This is a genomic window from Streptomyces sp. NPDC057010 (assembly GCF_042673805.1).
GTDB lineage: Bacteria > Actinomycetota > Actinomycetes > Streptomycetales > Streptomycetaceae > Streptomyces.
Genome location: NZ_JBHUSC010000010.1, coordinates 142,342 through 164,470, shown reverse-complemented (window position 1 = coordinate 164,470; position 22,129 = coordinate 142,342). Strand labels below are relative to the sequence as shown.

Sequence of the window (22,129 nt, the reverse complement as noted above, 5' to 3'; positions counted from 1 at the left end):
GATCAAGTGGGGCCTGGACTACATGAACGAGCGCTACGGCAGCCCCGTCGACGCCTGGAACTTCTGGTCCGCCAACCACTGGTACTAAACCGCCGACAGGCACAGCAGCAGACGAACGGAAACGCTCGGCCGGGAAACCCCGGCCGAGCGTTTTTGCGTATGCGGCCCTGTTGCCCCGTGTTACCGGAGGGTCTCGAACGAAGCGACGAGGTCGGTGGGGGAGGGGAGGGCGTTGATGTCGGCCTGGGTGGCGGCGGCGCCCTTGCGGAGGTCCTCGTCGGTGACGAGGCGGCTGAGCAGGGCGGCGTCCACGCTGTCGCCGCTCGCGCGGAGGGCGAAGCCGAGGCCCGTCGCGGCGTCGACGTTGATGAAGTGGTCGGCGCCCTGCGGGAGGATCAGCTGCGGGACGCCCCGGGCGGCAGCGGTGAGCATGGTGCCGGAGCCGCCGTGGTGCACGATCGCGTCAGCGGTGTCCAGCAGCTGGGCCAGCGGCACCCACGGCAGCGCGCGGACATTGGCCGGAAGAGTGCCGAGCGGGCTCAGGTCGGTGTCGCCGACGGCGAGCAGGAAGTCGGCGTCCACGGAAGCGGCCTCCGCGATCACGCGGCTGACCGGGTCGACACCCGCGTAGGCCGTCACCACCGTGCCGAGGGTGACGGCGATCCGCGGCCGGGAGCCGCGGGCTATGAGATCGCGGGGCACCGTGCCGCCACCGTTGTACGGCACGTACCGGACCCGCCAGCCGGTGCCGTCACCGCCGAGGGAGGCGGGTACGACGTCGAGGACGGTGTGGGTGGCCGGGCCCTCGACCTCGCGAGCCTGGTACTCGTCCGCCAGGAAGCCGGCGAGCCTGCCGATCATGTCGAAGCCGGACATCACGCCGAAGTTGTGCACGACGGCGGGTATCCCGAGGGCCGCCGAGACCAGTGGCGCGGCGGCCTGGAACGCGGCGTGGACGATCACGTCCGGCCGCCAGGCCTTGGCGACCGCGAGCAGGTCGTCGATGGTGCCCCGGCTGTGCTCGGCGAAACCGGCCGCGGCCAGCTGCCACATGTCCTCCGGGCTGTTGCCGTCCGTGACGAACTCCGGATCGGTGCCGTTCGAGGCGCGCCGGAACGCCTCCATCAGCGACGAGCCGTCTCCGATCTCGACGGTGGGCAGGCCGGTCTGCCGCAACTGGTCGAGCGGGGCCGAGCCGGCGAACAGCACCTGGTGCCCGGCGGCCTGCAGGGCCTGGGCGGTCGGCACCATGGGGAACAGGTGACCCGCGGCGGCGGGGCCGGTGAACAGTACGCGCATGGCGCTACTCCTTGGATGGAGCTCCTTGATTCCTCTGACAGATCATCGAACGTATCTGCGGTTTCGTCAGTTTCCTTCGGTGGGGTCGAATTTCGGCCATCCTGAACGGGCGCGAGGGTGTTCCGTCCGGTGCGTCAACCGTGCGCCGGGGAACCCGGCCGGCTCAGGGGACTTCGACCGGCTCTCGAAGGACCGGGGCCATCCCCTTGACCTGCGCGGATCCAGCCGCTAATTTGCGGTAGACGTTGACCCGAAACAGCGAAAGGAGGCGACCGGCAGATGTACACCTGCTCTGATCTGAGTCGCCTCGCCCACCTCACGGTCTGGGTTCCGGGTCGCATCGCACACGGCTGCTGAGCAGGCCGTTCGCACACGGCTGCCGAGCACGCCGTTCCAGACGCCCGTCCGTGGCGCATTCCGTAACCGCTGCTGAGCATGCCGCTCTGATCCGATGTGCCCGTCCGCGGCACTCTCCGGGTTTTTCCTCACCACTTTCCGGCACGTCGCTGTTGCGTGCCGTTTTGCGCCCACTCCTCTAACGTGGCGCGTCTGAACACAGAAAGCTGTCTGAAATTGGCGAACATGATGCATCGACCGCTCACGCACCGAAACGAAGGCCCGTCATGGTAGCGGCACGGATCACGGTCAACGGGAAAGAGACACCGATTTCGCCGGCTGCGCCGCACACCACAGTGCTCGACTTCCTGCGCGAGCGTGGCCTCACCGGCACCAAGGAGGGCTGCGCCGAGGGTGAATGCGGCGCCTGTTCGGTCCTCGTCGCCCGCCCCGGGGTGAACAAGCCCACCGACTGGGTCGCGGTCAACGCCTGCCTGGTTCCGGCCGCGGCGCTCGACGGACAGGAAGTCATCACCTCCGAAGGACTCGCCACCGCCGGCGAAGCCGGCACACCGCCCACCCTGCACCCGGTGCAGGAGGAGATGGCGGTCCGTGGCGGCTCCCAATGCGGTTACTGCACACCGGGATTCATCTGCAGCATGGCCGCCGAGTACTACCGGCCCGGCCGCTGCGCCCACGCGGACCAGGACCAGGACCAGGACCCGGACCCGGCCCACAGCACCGACCCCGAGCACGGTCCGAACGGTTTCGATCTGCACGCGCTGAGCGGAAACCTCTGCCGCTGCACCGGCTACCGACCGATCCGCGATGCCGCGTTCGCCGTCGGTCAGCCCACCGATGAGGACCCGCTCGCCCAGCGACGCGAGCAGTCCCCGCCCGAACCCGTCGCCACCGAATACACCCAGGACGACAGCGCGTTCCTGCGCAAGAACACCCTCGCGGAAACCCTGGAGTTGCTCCGGGAGCGGCCCGACGCGGTGGTGGTGGCCGGCTCCACCGACTGGGGCGTCGAGGTCAACATCCGCTCCCGCCGGGCGGATTGCGTGGTCGCCATCGACCGGCTGCCCGAACTGCGGGAACTGCGCGTCGAATCCGATCACATCGAGATCGGCGCCGCGCTGACGCTCACCGAGATCGAACGCCGCCTGGACGGCGCGGTCCCGCTCCTCGCGGAGCTGTTCCCGCAGTTCGCCTCCCGGCTCATCCGCAACGGGGCCACCCTCGGCGGCAACCTCGGTACCGGTTCCCCCATCGGCGACAGCCCGCCGGTGCTGCTCGCGCTGGAGGCCTCGGTGCTGCTCGCCGGCGCCGACGGTGAGCGCGAGGTCCCCCTGGCGGACTACTTCACCGGCTACCGCCAGAGCGTGCGCCGTCCCGGCGAGCTGATCCGCGCGGTGCGCGTCCCGCTGCCGCTGTCCCCGGTCGCGGCCTTCCACAAGATCGCCAAGCGCCGTTTCGACGACATCTCCAGCGTGGCCGTCGCCTTCGCGCTCGACGTCGAGGACGGGATCGTCCGCAAGGCACGCATCGGCCTGGGCGGCGTGGCCGCCACCCCGATCCGCGCCCTCGCCACCGAGGCGGCCCTGGAGGGCAAGCCGTGGTCGGCGCAGACCGTCGAGGCCGCGGCGCGGGTGCTGCGGGCCGAGGGCACGCCGATGAACGACCACCGCGCCAGCGCCGAGTACCGCTCCGCGATGCTCGGCCAGAGCCTGCCGAAGCTGTACGCACGAACCACCGAGGCGGTGTCGTCATGAGCCATCTGTCCGAGCGTCCCGAGAAGCCCGTAGTCGGCGTTTCGATGCCGCACGAGAGCGCGGTCCTGCACGTCACCGGCACCGCGCTCTACACCGACGACCTGGTCCACCGCACCAAGGACGCGCTGCACGCCCACCCGGTCCAGGTCATGAAGGCCCGCGGCAGGATCACCGCACTGCGCACCGAGCCCGCGCTGGCCGTGCCCGGCGTGGTCCGCGTACTGACCGGTGCGGACGTGCCCGGCGTCAACGATGCCGGGATGAAGCACGACGAGCCCCTCTTCCCCGACGAGGTCATGTTCTACGGCCACGCGGTCGCCTGGGTGCTCGGCGAGACCCTCGAAGCGGCCCGGCTCGGCGCAGCGGCCGTCGAGGTGGAACTCGACGAACAGCCGGCCCTGATCACGCTGCAGGAGGCGATCGCGGCCGACAGCTTCCACGGCGCACGGCCCGTGATGCTGACCGGCGACGTCGAAGCCGGCTTCGACGACTCCGCGCACGTGTTCACCGGCGAGTTCCAGTTCTCCGATCAGGAGCACTTCTACCTCGAGACGCACGCGGCGCTGGCCTACATCGACGAAGCCGAGCAGGTGTTCGTCCAGAGCAGCACCCAGCATCCCTCGGAGACCCAGGAAATCGTCGCGCACGTGCTCGGTCTGCACAGCCACGAGGTGACCGTGCAGTGCCTGCGGATGGGCGGCGGTTTCGGCGGCAAGGAGATGCAGCCCCACGGGTTCGCGGCCGTCGCCGCGCTCGGCGCCAAGCTGACCGGCCGGCCGGTCCGGCTGCGGCTCAACCGCACCCAGGACCTGACCATGTCCGGCAAGCGGCACGGGTTCCACGCCGCGTGGAAGATCGGCTTCGACGCCGACGGCCGCATCCGGGCCCTGGACGCCACCCTGACCGCGGACGGCGGCTGGAGCCTGGACCTGTCCGAGCCGGTCGTGGCCCGTGCGCTGTGCCACATCGACAACACGTACTGGATTCCCAACGCGCGCATCGCCGGTCGCATCGCCAAGACCAACAAGGTCTCCAACACCGCCTTCCGCGGCTTCGGCGGACCGCAGGGCATGCTGGTCATCGAGGACATCATGGGCCGGTGCGCGCCGCTGCTCGGCCTGGACCCGATGGAGCTCCGGGAGCGCAACTTCTACCAGCGGGGCCAGTCGACCCCGTACGGCCAGCAGGTCGTCCAGCCCGAGCGCATCTCCGCCGTCTGGCAGCAGGTCCAGGACAACGGCGGCGTCGCCGAGCGCAAGCGCGAGATCGCCGCGTTCAACGCCGCGCACCCGAACACCAAGCGGGCGCTCGCGATCACCGGCATCAAGTTCGGAATCTCGTTCAACCTCACCGCCTTCAACCAGGGCGGCGCGCTGGTGCTGATCTACAAGGACGGCTCGGTCCTGATCAACCACGGCGGCACCGAGATGGGACAGGGCCTGCACACGAAGATGCTGCAGGTGGCCGCGACCACGCTGGGCATCCCGCTGCACAAGGTGCGGCTGGCCCCGACGCGAACCGACAAGGTTCCCAACACCTCCGCCACCGCCGCCAGCGCCGGGGCGGACCTCAACGGCGCGGCGGTGAAGAACGCGTGCGAGCAACTGCGTGAGCGGCTGCTGCAGGTGGCCGCCACCCAGCTCGGCTCGAACGCCTCGGACGTGCGCATCGTCGAGGGCGTCGCGCGCAGCCTGGGCAGCGACAAGGAGCTGGCCTGGGACGACCTGGTGCGCACCGCGTACTTCCAGCGGGTTCAGCTGTCCGCGGCCGGTTTCTACCGCACCGAGGGTCTGCACTGGGACGCGAAGTCCTTCCGGGGCTCGCCGTTCAAGTACTTCTCCCACGGCGCCGCCGCGGCCGAGGTGGAGGTGGACGGCTTCACCGGCGCCTACCGCATCCGGCGGGTGGACATCGTGCACGACGTCGGCGACAGCCTGTCCCCGATGATCGACATCGGTCAGGTGGAGGGCGGTTTCGTACAGGGCGCGGGCTGGCTGACGCTGGAGGACCTGCGCTGGGACGCGAGCGACGGGCCCCACCGCGGCCGGCTGCTGACCCAGGCCGCGAGCACCTACAAGCTGCCGAGCTTCTCGGAGATGCCCGAGGAGTTCAACGTCACGCTCCTGCAGAACGCCACCGAGGAGGGCGCGGTATACGGGTCCAAGGCGGTGGGTGAGCCTCCGCTGATGCTGGCGTTCTCGGTGCGCGAAGCGCTGCGGCAGGCCGCCGCCGCGTTCGGCCCGAGCGGGATCAGCGTCGAGCTGGCCTCGCCGGCCACGCCGGAGGCGGTGTACTGGGCGATCCAGGCGGCCCGCAAGGGCGGCGCCTCCCGGGACGGCCACGCCGGAAACGGGCAGGCAGCCGGCGACGGGATCCGAACCGACGCAGAAGCGCTGAGCAGTGCCTGACATGACGTGGGTCGCCGCGGTCGCACGGTTGCGAGCACGCCGGGCTTCCGGCGTGCTGGTGACCGTCGCGGCCGTGCGCGGCCATGCCCCGCGCGATGCCGGTGCGAAGCTCGTCGTCGGGCAGACCGAGACATGGGGTTCGATCGGCGGCGGCAACGTCGAGGCCGTCGCGATCGACCGGGCCCGGCAGATGATGGCCGAGCCCAGCCCGGAGCCGGAACTGATCGACTTCGCCCTGAACGACAAGGTCACCAATCGGCACGGTGTGCAGTGCTGCGGCGGCGAAGTCGCGGTACTGCTCGAACCGCTGCCGGTCGTACGGGCGGTGGCGATCTTCGGCGTCGGGCACGTCGGGCTGGAACTGGCGCGCATCCTGGCACGTCAGGACCTCGACCTCCATCTGATCGACAGCCGCTCCGACATCCTCGCGAAGGAACGGCTCGACGTACTGGCGGACGCGGTCGCGCAGGTGCACGTACACCACACGCCGCTGCTGCCCGAGGAGGTCCTGGCGGAGCTGCCGCGCGGCACCCACGTCCTGATCATGACCCATGACCACGCCGAGGACGCCGCTCTGTGCGACGCCGCCCTGCGCACGACCCACCTCGGGTCCATCGGGCTGATCGGATCGGCGGCCAAATGGGTGCGCTTCCGCAAACGCCTCGAGACCGAGGGCGGCCACGACAAGGCCACCATCGATCGGATCAAGACCCCGATCGGGCTGGCCGACATCACCGGCAAGGAACCGGCGACCATCGCCGTGAGCGTCGCAGCCGATCTGCTGCGCACCTTCGAAGCCGAGGGGAACTGACCCTCCGACCGGACCGCAGCCAGTCGCCGGCGGCGCCCCCGCCGGCGACTGCTTCCCGAGGCCCGGCTTGCGCGCGGCAGCCAGGTGATCCTCCGTCAAGCTCCGTTGTCAGTGCCTCCCCATAGTGTCGAGACATCACTCGGGGAGCCTCGGAGAAGGAGCACAGACGTGTCCGCAAACAAGATCCAGCACAAGGTGAACCACGTCGCGCTGGTAGTGGACTGCTCGGGTTCCATGCACCAGCACCAGAGCCAACTCATCCGCGTCGTCGACGAGTTCGTGGCCGGCCTGAAGGCCGAGTCGGACAACCTCGGGCATGAGACCCGGATCAGCCTCTACTCCTTCGACCACAAGGTGGAGAACCTGGTCTGGGACATGGATGTGAAGCACCTGCCGTCCATGCGGGGCCTCTACAAGGTCAACAACGGCGCCACGGCCCTGATCGAGGCATCTCTGAAGTCCCTGGACGACCTGGGCCACATCTGGGAGGAGTACGGCGAGCACAGCTTCCTCCAGATCGTCGTGACGGACGGCGAGGAGAACGCCTCCGGCGGCGACCGCCGGCACGACGGCGACATGACCATCCTCGGCCCCTGGCTCGACAGGATCGCGGCGAGGATGGGCGCACTCCCGGGCCACTGGACCTCCGCGATCCTCGTTCCGAACTCCCTGGCCAAGCGGACCGCCCAGAACTACGGCTTCCCGGCCGGAAACATCGCCATCTGGGACGCGGACTCCCACAAGGGCGTCGAGGAGGCGATCGGCACGGTGCGCGCGGCCGCCACCAGCTTCCTCCGAGGCCGCGAGCAGGGCGTGCGCGGCACGAAGAACCTCTTCGCGGTCGGCCAGGACATCTCGGTCGACGACGTACGGGCGAACCTCGAACCGATCCCGGCCGACAAGTACCGCCTCCTGAAGGTCGACACGGAGATCGAGATCCGCCCCTTCGTCGATTCGCATCCGGGCGTGACGTACGAGCGCGGGTCGTGCTACTACCAGCTGGGCACCCGGGTCCAGGTCCAGCCCGACAAGGAAGTCATCGTGGTCGAGAAGGACACCGACCGCGCCTACACGGGCGACGCGGCACGCAGGATGCTGTTCGGCACGGGCATCCAGGGCACCGTCTCCGTGAAGGCGGGGCACAATCCCAAGCTGGAGGTCTACGTGCAGAGCCGCTCGGTGAACCGAAAGCTCAAGCCGAAGACGCGCCTGCTCATCATGCTCTGACCCGGCACGCGAGGGAGGCGCCGCGGCGCACGTCAGTGGCGGCGCCGCCGCGGCTCCCCGCGGCCCGGGTGCGAGGCCCGCTTCCGCCCTCGCCTTACCGGGGCAAGGGCAAGGGCAAGTAGAGTCCGTCCGGCGGAAGATCAGCCCCACCTGACCCGCCCGTCCTTCTTCCTCCTCGGACAGGCCTCACACCTTGACCACAACTCCTCCGCCACCGCGCGGCATAGCCGCGCTGGCCGCCGTCGCCACCCTCTCCGGCCTGGTCACCGCCGCCGGCGCCACTTCCGCCGCCGCGGCCGTGAACTGCCCGTCGCCCCGGTTCACCCGCGAGTTCTACCCGAACACCACGTTCACCGGGACGCCCGTACGGACCGACTGCGACACCGCGATCGACGAGAACTGGGGCACCGGTGCCCCGGCCGCCGGCCTGCCGGCCGACAACTTCGGCGTCCGTTGGACCCTGGCACGGGACTTCGGATCGGGCGGCCCGTTCACGCTGACCGCCACCGGCCAGGACGGCATGCGCGTCTACCTCGACGGCGTCCGCCAGATCGACATGTGGAAGAACGTCTCGGCAGACGGGACGCAGAGCGTGAACGTGACGATCCCGCCGGGCACCCACACCCTGCGCGTCAACGCCGTCAACTGGAGCGGCGCCGCCAACTTCAAGTTCGGCTACACGCCCCGGACCTCGGCGGCCGACGACAAGGTCAAGCCCCTCGCCCCGACCGGCGTCACGTCGCAGCTCGACAACACCACCGCGCAGGCGAAGGTGTCGTGGGCCGCGAACAAGGAGATGGACCTCGGCGGCTACCGCATCTACCGGCGACTCGAGGGGACCACCGCCTGGACCCTGGTCCGCAGCACGAAGGCGACCTCCTTCGCCGAGCTGCCGCCCGAAGGCGCCGGCCGTACGTACCAGTACCAGGTACGCGCCTACGACCTGGCCGGCAACGTCTCCGGGGCGACCACCGGACAGCCGGTGACCACCTCCACGGCCGCCACCCCCGGCGTCCCGAAGGCCACCGCCGCCGACCCCGGCGTCGCCCTGACATGGCCGGCTTCCCCGGGAGCCACCGGCTACCTGGTCAGGCGCACCGGCGACCCCGCGGTCCACCAGACCGCCACTGCGAGCTTCACCGACACCGATGCCCCACGCTCGGTCGTCTCCGAGTACCAGGTCGCGGCCCTGGATTCAGCCGGCCGAGCCTCCCGTTACAGCGTCCCGGCCACCGCCCGCCGCCCGGTCGCGCCGCCCCACGAGCTCACCGCGACCCCGGTGTCGGGCCGCTACGTCGACCTGACCTGGAAGGTCCGCCCCGGAACGGACGGCACCTACGAGGGCTTCACCGTCTACCGGTCCACGACCCTCCCGGTGGACACCCGGACGGCGGAGGTGTTCTGCGGCAGCCGCACATCGAAGACGCTGCCCGACGGGCAGGTCCAGTGGACCTGCCAGGACAACGGGACCGCCGCGGACACCAAGTACCACTACGTGGTGGAGGGCTGGGGCACCGACCGGTACGCCGGAAACACCTCCGTGGTCTCCAACACCGCCACCGTCACCACCGGCGTCAAGGACCAGACCCCGCCCCCGGCGGTCACCGGTCTGACCGCGCAGGCAACCGCCTACGGCATCGTCCTGAACTGGAACGCCAACCCGGCGGCCGACCTCCAGCGCTACGAGGTCTACAGCGGAACCCCGCTCGGTGAGGAAAAGATCTGCTCGGCGGGCGTGGCCGCGTACCTCGGCAAAACCGACACGTCATACCTGGTCGAGACGCTGCCGGACGGCGACGAGCGGTGCTTCTTCGTCGATGCCGTCGACACGGCCGGCAACTCCGGCTTCCAGTGGACCGGCGACGCTTCGGTCGCGAACGTGACCGAGTTGAACCTGACGCCCTCCGTCGAGACCCCGGAGAACGGACCGGTCACCCTCAACGCCACCCGTACGGCCACCGGCACCGCCGTGGAACTCGCGTGGAACACGGTCGCGGGCGCGACCGGCTACCTGGCCTACCGGTGGAACCCGGCCACCAAGGCCTACGAGAAACTGACCGCCCAGCCCGTCACGGGCACCGCGTACACGGACTCCGGGCCCGGCCACCGGCACCACGCACTTCTACCGGGTGACCGCCGTGTACGCCGACGGCAAGGAGTCGGCGCCCGGCGGGGACCACGAGATCCTCCCGCCGCCCCACCAGTAGGACAGGCGAGGGCCGCCACCCACAGGGGTGGCGGCCCTTTCGCGTGGGGCAGGGTGCTCTTCGTCTACTTGAGGAGGCCGCCGAGGCCGGTGGAACGGGCGGGCGTCGGCGACAGACCCGTAACGATGCCCGTGAGCTGGCGCTTCGCGTCCTGCACGGTCGGCGTGAGGAAGCGGAGCGACAGCAGGTTGTCCAGGCTGAGGGGGCTGTCCTGGGTGAGGGCGGCCGGGCGCTCGGCAGTGGCGGGTGCTGCCAGGGCGGTGGGGGCGGAGGCAAGCCCGACGGCGACGGCCAGGGCTGCGCCCGATACGACGCGAGTAAAGGTGAGGTGATCCATGACCGCCCCAACGCCGTCCACCACGCCCGGTAATGGGTTGTGGTCCGGCGGGCGGAACTTTCGCCCGACTGGAGCCATCGGTTGGGCGATGTGGGTGATCCGGCAGTCGCGCGGCTGAGCAGGCCGGGCAGGCTCCACGGCGGCAAGTCGCGGCAACATCACCCTAATTACGGAACGTGGTCGACTGCTGACCCTTTTCGGCATACCTGTCGGCCGATCGGGGCAGGGAAGGGGCCCCCGGGCACAGCAGAGGGCTCGGCCGCAGAAGGAGGGAGCAGCATGACCGTGGAGACGGACGTCCGGCACGCGGTGGTGGTGGGGGCGGGCATGGCGGGACTTGCCGCCGCGCGTGTCCTGGCCGACAGCTTCGAGGCCGTCACCGTGATCGAACGCGACACGCTGGCGAGTGCGTCCGTGCCCAGGTCCGGGGTGCCGCAGGGGCACCACGTCCATGGCCTTCTGGCTCTTGGCGCCGAGGTGTTCGAGGGGTACTTCCCCGGGCTGCGGGCCGAGCTGGAACAGGCCGGTGCGCCGGTGTGGGACTGGGGCGAGAAGCTGTGTGCCGTACTGCCGCACGGCACGCCGCCGCCCACCCCGATGGGCATGCCGATCCAGACCTTCTCCCGCCCGCTCCTGGAGCACGTTCTGCGTCGACGGGTGACGGCGCTGGAGCCCGTCACCCTGCGGGACGGACTGACCGTCACCGGCCTGCGCACGGCGGGGCCCGGGAAGGTCACCGGGGTGCGCGTCAAGGACGGCGACGGCGAGGAAGAGATCGCCGCGGACCTCGTGGTCGACGCCTCGGGCCGCTCCTCCCACCTGCCGCAATGGCTGACCGCCCTCGGTCTGCCCAGCCCCCGCACGACGACCGTCGATGCCCAGGTCGGCTACGCCTCCCGCACGTTCTCCTACCCGGAAGGGCAGGCCCCGCCCTCGTGGATGGGCCTGCTGCAACCCCTGCGGGCCCCCGACTTCCACAAGGGCTGCTACGCGATCCAGATCGAGGACGACACGCTCCACGTCACCCTGCACGGAGCGAAGGGAACCCAACTTCCCCACGACGACGAGGACTTCCTCGCCTACGCCAAAACACTGCGAGGTCCCATCGCCGACACCATCGCCTCCCTCACCCCCACATCGCCCGTGCGCCGCTATGCCCGTACCGTCAACAGGAAGATCGCCTACCACCGCCTTGCGCGCTGGCCCGACGGGCTGATCGCCGTGGGGGACTCGGTGTGCACGTTCAACCCCGCCTACGGCCAGGGCATGACCGTCGCCGCCCTGGAAGCCCGCCTCCTGGAGCAGATGCTCGGCAACGGGCGCGCCCGCGCGCCCCTCGACGGGCAGGCCTTCCAGAAGCGGCTGGCCCGCCTCACCGCCTCCTCGTGGCTCATGGCGACCACCCCGGACCGCGCCTGGGCGCAGGCGCGGCCCGCCTGGCCCGTCAAGGCCGGCAACTGGTTCATGAACCGGCTGATCGACACCGTCCCCCACGACCCCCGGCTCTACACCGCCTTCTCCGGGCTCTTCCACATGACCGCCGGTCCGCTGACACTGGCCCACCCGCGCCTGCTGTCGCGCGTCCTCGTCGGCCCGCGCGCCAACACGGCCTAGTCTGTGGAGGGTTCGAGAGGTCCCTCTGATTCACTGGGACACATGGGGACCGGGGCATTCATCACACAGGCGCGACGGCTGGCGGCACACGAGGGGCGGTGGATGACGAGCCTCGGGCTGTGGGTGGCCCGGCGCTCGCACGGGGTGGGGGAGGGGGACCTCGCCGTCGGGTACGCACGTGCCCAGGCACCGACCGCCTACGGGATGGTCTTCGTGTTCGTGGTCGAGACGGTCGGGGTGTCCTTCATGCTCGCCGCGTATCCGGTCGCCCACCTGGTCATGCTGCTCCTCGACCTCTACACGGTGGCTCTGGTCCTGGGGCTCCACGCCGCCGCCGTCACCCGCCCGCACGTCGTGGGGCCGGGCGAGCTGCGGATACGCCGCGGTGCACAGCTCGATCTGCGCATACCTCTGGAACGGATCGCCTCCGCCCGTTACGACGTCCGCTTCCCGGACGCGAACAAGTCCGAGGACGGTGTGCTGGAGGTGGCCATCGCGTCGCAGACCTCGATCACCATCGAGCTGAACCAACCGGTCACCGCGGAAAGCCTGTTGGGGCGGCGCACGGAGGTCCGTACGATCCGCTGCCACGCCGACGATCCGCGGACCGCCGTAGCAGCGATCAAGAAACTACTGCCGGCACACGGCTGACCGCGGCCTACGCCGTTTCCGCGGGCCGGCCTTTCCCCCACCGCAGCCGGTCAGGGTTGCGCCGGCCGGCCCACGAGCATGATGCGGTCGCGGAGTTGACCCTCGGCCCAGTCAAGATCGGTCGAGAGGTCGAGCCACACCCGGTCCTTTCGATCCGGCCTGTCGAGTGGCGCCGACACCCAGGTGAAGGTCCCTGTCAGAATCTCGCGCTTGTGCTCGGGAGCCGTTACCGACAAGGCGAAGGACAGCGCAAGGCCGGCCCTGGTGATGATCATCCGGTTCCCGTTCTCGGGTGGGACCCGGCCGCCGGTGAGATATCGGGGCTCTTCCAGGACCTTGAGCCATTCCAGGACCGCGCCTGGAACCTGCTGGCTCAGGCAATCGGCTATGGAGTCGCGTACGGCTGCCACCGGGTCTCCCAGCCAGCCGAGCCAATGTCCGCTCTCGGTCAGCTTCGCGAAGTCGTCCCTGGGCGCGGGCCCGTAGTTCGGATTCTCCTCGAATACGCCGGTCAGCTTTCCGTCCGCGCCGACGAGCCACACGCCGCGGATGGCCTCTGTGGGGACGAAGCCGTCGGGCCGGCTCACGTATTCGGTGTTGATCTCCGCGACGGATCCCCCCGGATTCTCCGCCGCTGCCGCCACGAGCTCGGGCGAATGCGACACCACCCTGCGTTCGCGCCTGAAGAAGCCCCTCATACCGTCCGTCCTCCCACTCACGGCCGTTGCCAGGTGAAGCCGAATACTCGCACGGCGACGCCGTCGGCAGGCGGTGGTGCGGGCGGGGTGAAGGCGGCGCCGGCCCGGCGCGGCACGTGGTGTGCCGGGCCGGGCCGGGTCGAGCGCGGTAGAGCCGGCGTTCAGAAGTCCCAGCTCTGGCTCCGCGCGCCGTTGCAGCTCCAGCTCACCAGCAGCTGGCCGTTCTCGGGCCGGCCGCCCAGGATGTCCAGACACTTTCCGTTCACCCGGTTGCGGATCTCGCTGCCGTTGCGGAACCACCTCTGGTGGCGACCGCCGTTGCAGTCCCACGTGCTCACCGACCCCTGGTCACCCAGGTGGGGGCCGTAGATCTCCAGGCACTTTCCGTTCATGCTGGAGCGGATCTGCTCGCCGTCCCAGTACCACTGCTGGTTGGTGTCGCCGGTGCAGTCCCACGTCACGGTGGTGGCGCCGTTGTCCTGATGCCACATGAAGATGTCGGCGCACCGTCCGTTCAGGTTGGACTTCAGCAGCGGTGCCGCGGCGAACGCGGGCGTGCCCGTCCAGGTACCGCCGGCCAGCAGCCCGGTGACCGCCGCCAGCAGCATCAGTCGTCGCACAGACCTCATGATTTCTCCTCCTCGTGTCGCCGTTGCGCGGTTGCGCTGGCCCTTGTCTAGCCGCGGGTTGATGTCCGGCGCCGGAACGTGGATTCCGGACATCAAAAGCTGGACAAACACCACCCATCACGGCTGCGGAAAACGCAGAGAGGGAGGCCATGCCACGCCCCGAACGTCCGCTCGACCTGGACAGCGGTCCGCTGACACGCTTCGCGGCCGACCTCCGGAAGCTGCGCGAGGCGGCGGGGCGGCCGTCCTACCGGGCACTGGCCAAAAGGGCGCACTATTCGTCCACGACACTCTCGGACGCCGCGGGCGGGAACACGCTTCCCAGCCTCAACGTCACGCTCGCGTACGTCGAGGCGTGCCACGGCGATCGCCACGCATGGGAATCCCGATGGCACGCCGTCGCCGCCGAGATCGCCGCGAGCGCGCACGGCGACGAGCCCGAGGACGGGGTCGGCGACGGCCGGCACCACGCGCCGTACGCGGGCCTGTCGGCGTTCCAACCGGAAGACGCCGACCGCTTCTTCGGGCGCGACCGGCTGACCGGCGAGGTGCTCGCGAAGGTGCGCGACCACCGGTTCCTGGCGGTCTTCGGGCCGTCCGGATCGGGGAAGTCCTCGCTGCTGCGGGCCGGGCTCGTCGCCCGCGAACAGGCATCGGGCCGCCGGGTGATGCTGTTCACCCCGGGCCCGCATCCCGTGGAGGAGTGCGCGGTCCGCCTGGCCGCGGCGACGGGAGAGGCTCCGGGCGCGCTCGCGGCCGAGCTGCTCGACGACCCCGCGGCGCTGCACCTGCGGATCCGGCAGGCCATGATCGACCGTGCGCCGGACACCGACACGCTGATCGTGGTCGACCAGTTCGAGGAGGTCTTCACACTCTGCCGGGACGCGGACGAACGAGACGCGTTCATCGCCATGCTGATCGCGGCCACCACGGCGCAGACCAGCCGGACCCGGGTGGTCATCGGCGTACGCGCCGATTTCTACGGCCACTGCGTCCAGGACCCCCGGCTCGTCGAGGCGATGCGCGACGCGCAGATCGCGGTAGGTCCGATGAGCAGCCAGGAGCTGCGCGAGGCCATCACCCGGCCGGCGGTCCTCGCCGACTGCACGGTGACCGGAGCGCTGCTGGCGGCCGTGGTCGCGGACGCGGCCGGCCGGCCGGGTGCGCTGCCCCTGGTCTCGCACGCGATGGCCGAGACCTGGCGCCGCCGCAGCGGCAGCCGCCTGACCCTGGACGGGTACCTCGCGGCCGGCGGCATCCAGCACGCACTCGCGCAGACCGCGGAGGCCGCCTACCGGGCACTGTCGCCGGTGCAACAAGACCTCGCCGGATCGCTGTTCCTCCGGCTGACCGCGCTGGGCGACGGTACCGAGGACACCAAGCGCCGGATCACCAGGGACGAGCTGGACCCGAACCCCGACACCGCCTTCGTGCTGGAATCCCTGGCCCGGCACCGGCTGGTGACGCTGGACGAGGACAGCGTCGAGATCACCCACGAGGCGATCATCCGCTGCTGGCCGCGGCTGCGCGGCTGGCTGACCGAAGACCGGGACCGGCTGCTCCTGCACCGGCAGCTGACCGACGCGACCGCCGACTGGGAGGGGCAGGACCGCGACCCGCACGCCCTGTACCGGGGTGCCCGCCTGGCCGCGGCGCTGGACCTGGCCGCCGCCGACGGCAGCCGGCTGACCTCCAGGGAACGGCGGTTCCTCGATGAGAGCCGGGACGCCCAGGCCGGCGAGATGGCGGCGGTCAGGAGGCGGACGGTCCGCCTGCGGCAGCTGGTCACCCTGCTCACTGTGCTGATGGTCATCGCGGCGACCGCGGGCGGCCTGGCCGTCGACTCGCGCGACTCGGCCCTGCGGCAGCGCAACGTGGCCATCGCACGGAAGGCCGCCGCGGACGCGACCGAGCTGCGGCAGCGGAACCCGTCGCTCGCCGCGCAGCTGAACCTGGCCGCGTACCGGCTGGCGGCCACCGGCGACGTCCGCGACCAGCTGATGAGCACGTTCGCGACGCCGTACACGAGCCGGCTCACCGGCCACACCTCCGACGTGGTCTCGCTCTCCTTCGCCCCGAAGGGCACGGTCCTGGCCACCGGCAGCTGGGACCGCACGGTCCGGCTGTGGGACGTCGCCAACGCCCACCACCCCGTACAGCTGGCCCTGTTGAACCAGCCGGAGCGGCTGATGTCGGTGGCGTTCGGTGACGACGGCCACGTCCTGGCCACGGCGAGCGAACGCTCGGTGCGGCTGTGGGACGTAAGGGACCCGCGTGCGCCCGCCGAGTTGAGCACGCTGCCGGAGCAGCCGGCCGCGCCGTCATGGGTGGCGTACCGGCCTGGCGGCGTCATCGCCACCGGCCACACCGACGGCGCGGCGCGGCTGTGGAACGCGAACGACCCCCGCCACCCGCGGCTGCTGGCCACCGTGCCGGGCCACACCGGCACGGTCACCTCGGCGACGTTCAGCCCGGACGGCCGCACCCTGGCGACCACCGGTGACACCACCGCCAGGCTCTGGGACGTCACCGACCCCGCGCGTCCGCTCCTCCTCGACGTCCTGCACGGGCACACCGACACGGTGACCTCGGCCGCCTTCAGCCCTGACGGCCGGACCGTCGCCACCGGGAGCTGGGATCGCACCGCACGGGTCTGGGACATCGGCAGCGGCACCCCGCGGACGCGGCCACCGGCCGTGCTGCTCGGCCATCCCGCGATCGTCTGGTCGGTGGCTTTCAGCCCTGACGGCAGCACGCTCGTCTCGGTGGGTGGGTCCCTCCTGTTCTGGGACGTCGCAGCCCCGGCGAACCCGAAGCGCACCAGCACCGTTCAGGGCGGCTTCTACCAGGCGGCGTTCAGCCCGGACGGCCGCGCGCTCGCCCACTCCGACCGGCTCCTCGACCTGGGGGACCTGTCGCTCGGCACCCACGACGACGTGGTCACGTCCCTGGCGTTCGGCCCCGGCGGCCACCTGCTCGCCAGCGCCAGCTGGGACGGCACGGCACGGCTGTGGCAGGTCACCGGCGGCCGGGCCCTGTGGCCCCTGTCGGTCCTGCACGGGCACACCAGGTTCGTACGGTCCGTGGCGTTCAGCCCGGACGGGCGCAGCCTCGCCACCGCCAGCGAGGACACCACCGTCCGCGTCTGGGACGTGACCGATCCACGAAAACCGCGCCTGACGTCGGTGCTCACCCCCGGCGCCGGCGAAGTCGGCGGGGCCTGCTTCGGCCCGGGCGGCCACCTGCTGGCCGTCTGGACACAGCATGCGGCCGGCCTTTGGGATGTGACCGATCCCGGCGAGCCCCGCCCCCTGAGCCGGATCGCAGAGGACGGCCCGGACGTCACGAGGGCCTCGTTCGGGCCGGACGGCCGCACGCTGGTGACGAGCTCCGGAGAGTCCGGTCCGCTGCGGTTCTGGGACATCGGCGATCCGCGCAACCCTCGGCGGCTGCCGTCGGCCCCGTTGCGATCCGAACCCCTGACCGCCGCCGTGTTCAGCCCCGACAACCGGAGACTGGCCGCCTTCCACCGTACGGACAAGACGGTCTGGCTGATCGACGTCAGCGACATCGACCGCCCGATGAGGGTGGCGCACCTTCCGGCGTCCGGCTCCTGGCTCTACACCCTGACCTTCGACGGCGACGGCCGCCGACTTGCGGCCGGCGCCGCGGACGGCAAGGCCCTGCTCTGGAACGTGGGGGCTGCGGCCACGCCCACTGTCCTCACCGGCCACTCGAACCCCGTACCGGCCGTGGCGTTCAGCCCGGACGGCCACACCCTGGCCACCGGCGGCAACGACTTCACGATCCGGCTGTGGGACACGTCCCTGGACAGGGTCGCCGCCCGCATCTGCGCCAGTGCGCACCCCCGGATCACCAGGGCCCAATGGGAAGAGCAGTTCGCGGCGGTCGACTTCAACCCACCCTGCCCCGCCACAGGCCACTCGTAGGGCCTGCCCGGCGCGCCATGCCGGGGGGAGGGGGGAGGGGGAGCGGGGAGGGGGAGCGTCGAAAAATGTCTCGACACCGGTCGCGGTGATCGGGGAGGCTTCGCGCGATGACCAGAATCGACGACACACCGCCCACGTGGGACGAGCGCACCCAGCTCGCCACCTTCCTCGACTACACGCGTGGCACCGCCCGCGCGAAGTGCGCCGGCGTTTCCGAGGAGAACGCCCGCAAGTCGCTCCTGCCGGACTCACCGCTGATGACCATGAGCGGAGTGATCAACCACCTCCGCTGGGTCGAGTACTACTGGTTCCAGGTCGTCTTCCTCGGCGAGGAAGACCAGGGCCCTTGGACCGATGAGGACCCCGACCGCGAGATGCGCATCGCCGTCGACTTCCCGCTCGCTCAGCTGCTCGACGAGTACGCCGAACAGAGCGCCCGCTACCGCGAACTGGTCGCCGGGCGTGGCCTGGACGACAAGGCTCTGCGAGCCGTCCGCGACGGCCTGCACGTCGACCTGCGGTGGATCCTCCTCCACCTCACCGAGGAGACGGCCCGCCACAACGGCCACCTGGACATCCTGCGCGAGATGCTCGACGGCACGACCGGCTCCTAGACGCGGCCGGGATCACTCGGGTGCGTGGCGAGCCAGTGGCGCGCGATCTGTTCGCGTGTGGCGAGCCACGCACCGCCGCGCTGGGCGACGTGTCTCAAGAAGCCGTCGAGCGCGCGGATGCGGCCAGGCCGGCCGGTGATCCGGCAGTGCAGGCCGACGCTCATCATGCGCGGGCGTTCGGCGCCCTCGGCGTGGAGCGCGTCGAACGTGTCGACGAGGTACGAAAGCATGTCGTCGGCGGTCGTGAAGCCGTGGACGATCAGGAACTTGAAGTCGTTCGCATCGAGGGTGTACGGCACCACGAGGTGCGAGCGGCCGCCCTCCCGGACGTAGAACGGCAGGTCGTCCGAGTAGTCGTCGGAGTCGTAGAGGAAACCTCCCTCCTCGACGACGAGCCGCCGAGTGTTCGGGCTCGTCCGGCCGGTGTACCAGCCGACGGGCCGACGCCCGACGAGCCGCTCGATCGTCGCGATCGAGCGGCCGATGTCGGCGCGCTCGGCCTCCTCGGGCACGTGCCGGTAATCGATCCAGCGCCAGCCGTGGCTTGCCACTTCCCACCCGGCCGCGCCCATCGCCCGCGCCGCCTCCGGGTTGCGCTCCAGCGCCTGCCCGACGGCGTAGACGGTGAGCGGCGCGCCGTGGGCCGCGAGCGTGCGGTGGATGCGCCAGAACCCGGCGCGCGAGCCGTACGCGAACATCGACTCGACGTTCAGCTCGCGCCCGCCCACCACGGGCGGCGCGCCGACGAGCTCGTGGAGGAAGCCCTCGGAGGCGGGGTCGCCTTCGAGGACGTTCCGTTCACCGCCCTCTTCGTAGTTGAGGACGAGGCTGACGGCGACACGTGCGCCGCCGGGCCAGGCGGCGTGCGGCGGCACGGCGCCGTAGCCGACGAGGTCGCGCTGATGCTCGGACACGGGCGGCACCCTACCCCCGATGGGACGCCGTGCCGGGCGACCCGCTAGGGCCGGACGTAGGGCCGGGTCATGATCTCCATGTTGTGGCCGTCCGGATCGTCGAAGTAGGCGCCGCGACCGCCGAACAGCCGGTTGACGTGGCCGGGTTCGGTGTGGGCGGGGTCGGCGTAGTAGGTGACCCCGACGGCCTCCAGACGGGCGATCATGGCGTCGAACTGTGCGTCGGGGACGAGGAAGGCGTAGTGCTGCGACTGGATCGGCTCGTCGCGCATCTCGTAGTAGTCGAGCGTCACGCCGTTGCCGAGGTCGACGGGCAGGAACGGCCCGAACGGGGCGCCGACCTTCAACCCCAGGATCACGGCGAGGAACTCGGCAGACAGCTGCCTGTCCCTGGCGTAGACGGCGGTGTGGTTCAGTTCGACGGCGGCCGTCGGCAGCTCGGATGCGTGCGCGTACTGCTGGTCATGGTGCATCGGTGGTGTGTCTCCGGGTCTTGGGATCCGCTGGATGGGCGCCACAGGCGGGCGCAGGGAGCAAAGACGAGGAGAAGGGGGCGGGCTCCTTGCCCGCCTCGCGCTCACGCCGAGGCCGGGAACCTCACTCGTGCGTGGCCCATGGCCGACCCGGCAGTCACATGACCCACCCTAGTGATCATCGCGGGCCGGGGCAACGGGGCATCAACAGTTTTCCTTAATGCGTGACCAGCAGGTCGGGACTTCTGCTGATGACGGCAGTTCCCGAGCATGGGGGCATGCAAAGGATCTGCGTCATCGGCGGAAGCCGGTACTTCGGAAAGCTCCTGGTGGAGCGGCTGCGGGCCGCGGGCCACCAGGTCACTGTGATCAACCGCGGCTCGACCCCGCCGCCCGCCGGCGTCGAGCACCTCGTCGTCGACCGGAACGACGAGGCGGCCCTGACGGCCGCGCTCGGCTCACGCACCTTCGACGTCGTGGTGGACCAGATCTGCTACACCCCGGTTCAAGCCGCCGTCGCCGCCCGCGCCTTTGCCGGGCGCACGCGGCGCTACGTCATGACCTCCACGATCGAGGTCTACGACCCCGCGACCGCCGCCCTGCCGGCCGTCCCGGCAGGCACGCCGGTGCCGGAGGAGACCGTGGACCCGGGCACCTGGCCGGTGGCCATGGACCTGCCCTGGCACGACGACTCGTACCTGGAAGCGCACTATGCCGAGGGCAAGCGCCAGGCAGAGGCCGTCTTCACGCGCGCCGGCGGCTTCGAGTTCGCCTCCGTACGCAGCGCCCACGTACTGGGCGGCGGCGCGCAGGAGTTCACCGGCCGGCTGGCGCACTACGCCGAGCGCATCGCCAGGGGCGCGCCGATCGCAGTGCACGCGAAGCCGCTGCCCACGGTCTTCACCCACTACGAGGAGCTCGCGGACCTGCTGCTGTGGGCGACGACGGCCGACTTCACCGGCCCGGTCAACGCCTGCTCCGACGGCTCGCTCGACGTACACGACCTCGCGGCGGTCATCGCCGCGCAGGCCGGCCGGGAGCCCGTCTACCGGACCGTCCCGGCGGCTGAGGAGGCTTCGCCGTTCTCCTTCGACCGCCACTACGCCATGAGCAACGCCCGCGCGAAGAAGCTGGGCCGTTCCTTCTCCCGCACCACCGACTGGCTGCCCGGCGCCGTCGCCGAAGCCCTCACCACCGAGCCGTCACCCACCCCCTGAGGACCGTCCCGCCATGAAGTACCGCACCATCGCGGACACCGCCGTCAGCGCCATCGGCCTGGGAGCCATGCCGCTGTCCATCGAGCACCGCCCGGACGAGGCGCGGGCCATCGCCACCGTCCGCGCGGCCCTCGACGCCGGCGTCACGCTCATCGACACCGCCGACAGCTACCACTGGCACGCCGACGAGGTGGGCCACAACGAGCTCCTGATCGCTCGCGCCCTGGCCCGCTACGGCGGCGACACCTCCGGCGTCCTCGTCGCCACCAAGGGCGGACGCGGCCGCCCCGGCGACGGCAGCTGGACGGTCACCGGTACTCCTGCCCACCTCAAGCGGGCCGCCGGGGCCTCCGCGAAGCGGCTGGGCGTCGAGGCCATCGGCCTGTACCAGTTGCACAAGCCGGACCCGGCCGTGCCGTGGGCGGAGTCCGTCGGCGCCCTGCGCGAGCTGCTCGACGCCGGCACGATCCGCGCCGCCGGGATCTCCAACGTCACCACCGCCCAGATCCGCCAGGCACACGCCATCCTCGGCGACGGCCTCGTCTCCGTACAGAACCGGTACTCGCCCGCCGTCCGCGCCGGCGAGCCCGAGCTGCAGCTGAGCACACGCCTGGGCCTGGCCTTCCTGCCCTGGAGCCCGCTGGCCGGCATCTCCCGCAGCTCCCTCGACGGCCCGTCCGGCCCGACCTCGGAGGGCACGGCCTTCCACCGCGTCGCAGCCGAGCGCGGCGTCAGCCCGCAGCAGATCGCGCTGGCCTGGCTGCTCGCCCGCTCCCCGGCACTGATCCCGGTGCCGGGAGCCAGCCGCCCCACCTCCATCACCGACTCGGCACGCGCCACGGAGCTCACCCTGAGCGCGGAGGAGCTGACGCAGCTCGAGGAGGCCTGACACCGCGGGTGCCGATGGCACGCCGGAGCCTTGCCCACAGCGAGCCCGGCAGGGCGTCGCCGGTCGACGCCTCGTAGGCG

The 22,129-nt window shown here is 70.9% G+C and carries 16 protein-coding genes and 1 pseudogene; 12 read left to right on the top strand and 5 right to left on the bottom strand.

What is annotated here, in order from left to right:
• Positions 1-88, top strand: a pseudogene (locus tag ACFTXQ_RS13545) (lytic transglycosylase domain-containing protein); the annotation flags it as partial.
• A gap of 92 nt (positions 89-180) precedes the next feature.
• On the opposite strand, the gene ACFTXQ_RS13540 reads toward ACFTXQ_RS13545, so the two are convergent.
• A complete protein-coding gene (locus ACFTXQ_RS13540; RefSeq protein ID WP_382639747.1) occupies positions 181-1,299 on the bottom strand; it encodes a nucleotide disphospho-sugar-binding domain-containing protein in 1,119 nt (372 codons plus the stop codon).
• 623 nt (positions 1,300-1,922) lie between these two features.
• On the opposite strand from ACFTXQ_RS13540, the gene ACFTXQ_RS13535 reads away from it, so the two are divergent.
• From ACFTXQ_RS13535 to ACFTXQ_RS13505, 7 genes are all read left to right on the top strand, one after another.
• The gene (locus ACFTXQ_RS13535) at positions 1,923-3,410 is read left to right on the top strand and encodes a xanthine dehydrogenase small subunit (protein ID WP_382639744.1); all 1,488 of its coding nucleotides are present in this window, start codon (positions 1,923-1,925) and stop codon (positions 3,408-3,410) included.
• Positions 3,407-5,818, top strand: a complete 2,412-nt coding sequence (xdhB, locus tag ACFTXQ_RS13530; protein WP_382639741.1) for a xanthine dehydrogenase molybdopterin binding subunit — start codon at positions 3,407-3,409, stop codon at positions 5,816-5,818. The genes ACFTXQ_RS13535 and xdhB overlap by 4 nt, the downstream gene beginning before the upstream one ends.
• Position 5,819: 1 nt before the next feature.
• A complete protein-coding gene (gene xdhC / locus ACFTXQ_RS13525) occupies positions 5,820-6,629 on the top strand; it encodes a xanthine dehydrogenase accessory protein XdhC (protein ID WP_382639738.1) in 810 nt (269 codons plus the stop codon).
• Positions 6,630-6,797: 168 nt separating this feature from the next.
• Positions 6,798-7,856, top strand: a complete 1,059-nt coding sequence (locus ACFTXQ_RS13520) for a VWA domain-containing protein (protein ID WP_382639735.1) — start codon at positions 6,798-6,800, stop codon at positions 7,854-7,856.
• A 193-nt stretch (positions 7,857-8,049) separates the two neighbouring features.
• Positions 8,050-10,395 (top strand): PA14 domain-containing protein, encoded by a 2,346-nt coding sequence (locus ACFTXQ_RS13515; protein ID WP_382639733.1) that lies wholly within the window; start codon positions 8,050-8,052, stop codon positions 10,393-10,395.
• A gap of 284 nt (positions 10,396-10,679) precedes the next feature.
• On the top strand, positions 10,680-12,014 hold the full coding sequence (locus ACFTXQ_RS13510) for an NAD(P)/FAD-dependent oxidoreductase (RefSeq protein ID WP_382639730.1): 1,335 nt from the start codon (positions 10,680-10,682) through the stop codon (positions 12,012-12,014).
• Between the two features lie 102 nt (positions 12,015-12,116).
• Positions 12,117-12,665 carry a hypothetical protein gene (locus tag ACFTXQ_RS13505; protein ID WP_382639728.1) on the top strand — a complete coding sequence of 183 codons (549 nt, stop codon included), beginning with the start codon at positions 12,117-12,119 and terminating at the stop codon, positions 12,663-12,665.
• Between the two features lie 50 nt (positions 12,666-12,715).
• Here ACFTXQ_RS13505 and ACFTXQ_RS13500 read toward each other — a convergent pair whose 3' ends face one another.
• Both ACFTXQ_RS13500 and ACFTXQ_RS13495 read right to left on the bottom strand, forming a co-directional pair.
• Positions 12,716-13,363, bottom strand: coding sequence for a hypothetical protein (locus tag ACFTXQ_RS13500; RefSeq protein WP_382639725.1), 648 nt, complete (start codon positions 13,361-13,363; stop codon positions 12,716-12,718).
• Positions 13,364-13,524: 161 nt separating this feature from the next.
• On the bottom strand, positions 13,525-13,992 hold the full coding sequence (locus tag ACFTXQ_RS13495; protein ID WP_382639722.1) for an RICIN domain-containing protein: 468 nt from the start codon (positions 13,990-13,992) through the stop codon (positions 13,525-13,527).
• Positions 13,993-14,141: 149 nt separating this feature from the next.
• On the opposite strand from ACFTXQ_RS13495, the gene ACFTXQ_RS13490 reads away from it, so the two are divergent.
• Positions 14,142-17,942 carry a hypothetical protein gene (locus tag ACFTXQ_RS13490; RefSeq protein WP_382639713.1) on the top strand — a complete coding sequence of 1,267 codons (3,801 nt, stop codon included), beginning with the start codon at positions 14,142-14,144 and terminating at the stop codon, positions 17,940-17,942.
• Between the two features lie 107 nt (positions 17,943-18,049).
• Positions 18,050-18,556 (top strand): DinB family protein, encoded by a 507-nt coding sequence (locus ACFTXQ_RS13485; RefSeq protein ID WP_382639710.1) that lies wholly within the window; start codon positions 18,050-18,052, stop codon positions 18,554-18,556.
• Here ACFTXQ_RS13485 and puuE read toward each other — a convergent pair.
• Together puuE and ACFTXQ_RS13475 are read right to left on the bottom strand one after the other, a co-directional pair.
• The gene (puuE, locus tag ACFTXQ_RS13480) at positions 18,553-19,470 is read right to left on the bottom strand and encodes an allantoinase PuuE (protein ID WP_382639708.1); all 918 of its coding nucleotides are present in this window, start codon (positions 19,468-19,470) and stop codon (positions 18,553-18,555) included. The two genes, ACFTXQ_RS13485 and puuE, sit on opposite strands and share 4 nt — an antisense overlap.
• Before the next feature lie 44 nt (positions 19,471-19,514).
• Positions 19,515-19,943 carry a VOC family protein gene (locus ACFTXQ_RS13475; protein ID WP_382639706.1) on the bottom strand — a complete coding sequence of 143 codons (429 nt, stop codon included), beginning with the start codon at positions 19,941-19,943 and terminating at the stop codon, positions 19,515-19,517.
• Positions 19,944-20,221: 278 nt separating this feature from the next.
• Between ACFTXQ_RS13475 and ACFTXQ_RS13470 the strand changes: the two genes are divergently transcribed.
• Both ACFTXQ_RS13470 and ACFTXQ_RS13465 read left to right on the top strand, forming a co-directional pair.
• On the top strand, positions 20,222-21,160 hold the full coding sequence (locus tag ACFTXQ_RS13470) for an NAD-dependent epimerase/dehydratase family protein (RefSeq protein WP_382639704.1): 939 nt from the start codon (positions 20,222-20,224) through the stop codon (positions 21,158-21,160).
• Between the two features lie 13 nt (positions 21,161-21,173).
• Positions 21,174-22,049: an aldo/keto reductase gene (locus ACFTXQ_RS13465; protein WP_382639702.1), complete on the top strand. Its 876-nt coding sequence runs from the start codon at positions 21,174-21,176 to the stop codon at positions 22,047-22,049.
• Positions 22,050-22,129: the final 80 nt, after the last annotated feature.